The sequence below is a fragment of the Stutzerimonas nosocomialis genome, assembly GCF_005876855.1.
GTDB classification, from domain to species: domain Bacteria; phylum Pseudomonadota; class Gammaproteobacteria; order Pseudomonadales; family Pseudomonadaceae; genus Stutzerimonas; species Stutzerimonas nosocomialis.
This window is the reverse complement of the sequence record NZ_QLAE01000069.1, coordinates 1-3274: the sequence shown is the minus strand read 5'-3', so window position 1 is coordinate 3274 and position 3274 is coordinate 1. Positions and strand designations below refer to the sequence as shown.

2 protein-coding genes and 1 pseudogene are annotated in these 3274 nt (G+C 67.6%); all 3 read left to right on the top strand.

Annotated features, from left to right (window positions below):
- A pseudogene (locus DN824_RS22285) lies at window positions 1-192 on the top strand (5-dehydro-4-deoxyglucarate dehydratase); the annotation flags it as partial.
- 124 nt (window positions 193-316) lie between these two features.
- On the top strand, window positions 317-1759 hold the full coding sequence (locus DN824_RS22280) for an aldehyde dehydrogenase family protein (protein WP_138410501.1): 1443 nt from the start codon (window positions 317-319) through the stop codon (window positions 1757-1759).
- 137 nt (window positions 1760-1896) lie between these two features.
- Window positions 1897-3252, top strand: a complete 1356-nt coding sequence (gene gudD, locus DN824_RS22275; protein ID WP_138410500.1) for a glucarate dehydratase — start codon at window positions 1897-1899, stop codon at window positions 3250-3252.
- Window positions 3253-3274 lie beyond the last annotated feature (22 nt).

The window sequence follows — 3274 nt, the reverse complement described above, 5'->3', positions numbered from 1 at the left end:
TTGATCGACGACTTCTTCCTGCCATACCTGGACATCCGCAACCGCTGCAAGGGCTATGCGGTGAGCATCGTCAAGGCCGGAGCGAAGATCGCAGGCCACGACGCCGGCCCGGTGCGCGCGCCGCTGACCGATCTCAAGCCCGACGAGTACGAACGCCTGGCCGCGCTCATGGCCAAGCTGGGCGCGCAATAGCCGCCATTGCCACAACGACCACGTCCGGCGCGACCGGCAGGCGATCCCCGGATTCGCCTCCAGCGCCGTAAAGCCACAGCCGATCCGCGCGGGTCGGCTGCAAAACAATCGACTGGAGATATCCATGGCAGAGCACAAGCGTTACGACAATTACATCGGTGGCGAGTGGGTGGCGGGCGCCAACTACTCGCGCAACGTCAACCCGTCGGACCTCTCCGATGTGATCGGTGAATACGCCCAGGCCGATGCCGGCCAGGTGTCCGCCGCCATCGAGGCCGCCCGGGCCGCGTTCCCGGCGTGGTCCACCTCCGGTATTCAGGCGCGTGCCGATTCGCTGGAAAAGGTCGGCCTGGAAATCCTCGCCCGCCGCGAAGAGCTCGGCGCGCTGCTGGCCCGGGAAGAGGGCAAGACCCTGCCCGAGGCGATCGGCGAAGTGTCGCGCGCCGGCAACATCTTCAAGTACTTCGCGGGCGAGTGCCTGCGCCAGGCCGGCGAGACCCTGCAGTCGGTGCGCCCGGGCGTGAGCGTCGAAGTGACCCGCGAACCGCTGGGCGTGGTCGGCCTGATCACGCCGTGGAACTTCCCGATCGCCATTCCGGCCTGGAAGATCGCCCCGGCGCTGGCCTACGGCAACTGCGTGGTGATCAAGCCGGCGGACCTGGTGCCGGGCTGCGCCTGGGCCATCGCCGAAATCATTTCCCGCGCCGGCTTCCCGGCAGGCGTGTTCAACCTGGTCATGGGCCGTGGCCGCGAGGTCGGTGAAGCGCTGGTCAACGATGCACGGGTCGAGGCCATCAGCTTCACCGGTTCGGTGGGCGTCGGCCGCGGCATCGCGGCGGCCTGCGTGGCCCGCGGCGCGAAGGTGCAGCTGGAGATGGGCGGCAAGAACCCGCAGATCGTGCTCGACGACGCCGACCTGAACGTGGCCGTCGAGCTGTGCACCCAGAGCGCCTTCTACTCCACCGGGCAGCGCTGCACCGCGTCGAGCCGCATCATCGTGACCGAGGGCATCTACGACCGCTTCGTCGAGGCGATGGTCGAGCGCATCAAGAAGATCAAGGTCGGCTCCGCGCTGGAGAAGGGCGTCGATGTCGGCCCTGTGGTCTCCGAAGCCCAGCTCGAGCAGGACCTGCGCTACATCGAGATCGGCAAGCAGGAAGGCGCCCGCCTGGCCTGTGGCGGCGAGCGCGTCAAATGCGAGACCGAAGGCTACTACCTGGCGCCGACCCTGTTCGTCGACAGCACGGCGGACATGCGCATCAGCCGCGAGGAGATCTTCGGACCGGTGGCCAACGTGGTGAAGGTCAAGGACTACGAGGCGGCGCTGGCGATGGCCAACGACACCGAGTTCGGCCTGTCCGCCGGCATCTGCACCACCTCGCTCAAGTACGCCAACCACTTCAAGCGCCACGCGCAGGCGGGCATGGTGATGGTCAACCTGCCGACCGCGGGCGTGGACTACCATGTGCCCTTCGGCGGTCGCAAGGGTTCGTCCTACGGCCCGCGCGAGCAGGGCCGTTATGCCCAGGAGTTCTACACCACGGTGAAGACCACCTACATCGGCTGAACCGGCGCGCCCGCCCGGGCGCGGTGAGTCCGGCGGCGCAGCCTCGAGGCGCGCCGCCCGTGCCGATCCGGGCGAGGCGATACCTGTACAGCTGTCCGCGTTACCAGACCCGCACAACAATAAAAGGGGCTACGGACATGAACACCCAGACCACTGCCGGCCAGACTTCGGGCGCGCCGAGCATTACCGAACTGCAGGTGATTCCGGTCGCCGGCCAGGACAGCATGCTGCTCAACCTGAGCGGTGCGCACGGCCCGTACTTCACCCGCAACATCCTCATCCTCAAGGACAACGCCGGGCACATCGGTGTCGGCGAGGTCCCCGGTGGCGAAGCCATCCGCCAGACCCTCGAAGATGCACGCTCGCTGCTGGTCGGCGAATCGGTCGGCAACTTCAACGGCATCCTCAACCGTGTGCGTCGCGCGTTCGCCGACCGCGACTCGGGCGGCCGCGGCCTGCAGACCTTCGACCTGCGCATCGCCATCCATGCCGTCACGGCGCTCGAGTCGGCACTGCTCGACCTGCTCGGCCAGCACCTGGGCGTGCCGGTCGCGGCGCTGCTCGGCGAAGGGCAGCAGCGCGATGACGTCGAGATGCTCGGCTACCTGTTCTACGTGGGCGACCGCAACAAGACCGACCTGGGCTATCGCGACGAGTCCTCGTCCGGCGAGGAGTGGTTCCGCGTGCGCAACGAGCAGGCGCTGACGCCGGAGACGGTGGTGCGCCAGGCCGAAGCCGCCTACGCGCGTTACGGCTTCAAGGACTTCAAGCTCAAGGGCGGCGTGCTGCGCGGCGAAGAGGAAGTCGAGGCGATTCGCGCCCTGGCCGCTCGCTTCCCCGAGGCGCGCATCACCCTGGACCCCAACGGTGCCTGGTCGCTGAACGAGGCCATTGGCCTGTGCCGCGACCTGCACGGCGTGCTGGCCTATGCCGAGGACCCCTGCGGCGCCGAGAACGGCTACTCGGGACGCGAGGTGATGGCCGAGTTCCGTCGCGCGACCGGGCTGCCGACCGCCACCAACATGATCGCCACCGACTGGCGGCAGATGGGCCATACGGTGCAGCTGCAATCGGTGGACATCCCGCTGGCCGACCCGCATTTCTGGACCATGGCCGGCTCCGTGCGCGTCGCGCAGATGTGCCACGACTGGAGGTTGACCTGGGGTTCGCACTCGAACAACCACTTCGACGTGTCGCTGGCCATGTTCACCCATGTCGCCGCCGCCGCGCCGGGCCGCATCACCGCCATCGACACCCACTGGATCTGGCAGGACGGCCAGCACCTGACCCGCGAACCGCTGCAGATCGTCGGCGGCAAGGTGGCCGTGCCGAAGAAACCGGGCCTGGGCGTGGAGCTGGACTTCGATGCGCTGGAAAAGGCCCATGCGCTGTACAAGGAAAAAGGCCTGGGCGCGCGGGACGACGCCATCGCCATGCAATACCTGGTGCCGAACTGGACGTTCAACAACAAGAAGCCGTGCCTGGTGCGTTGAAGCAGAAAGCTCGCGGTCAAGA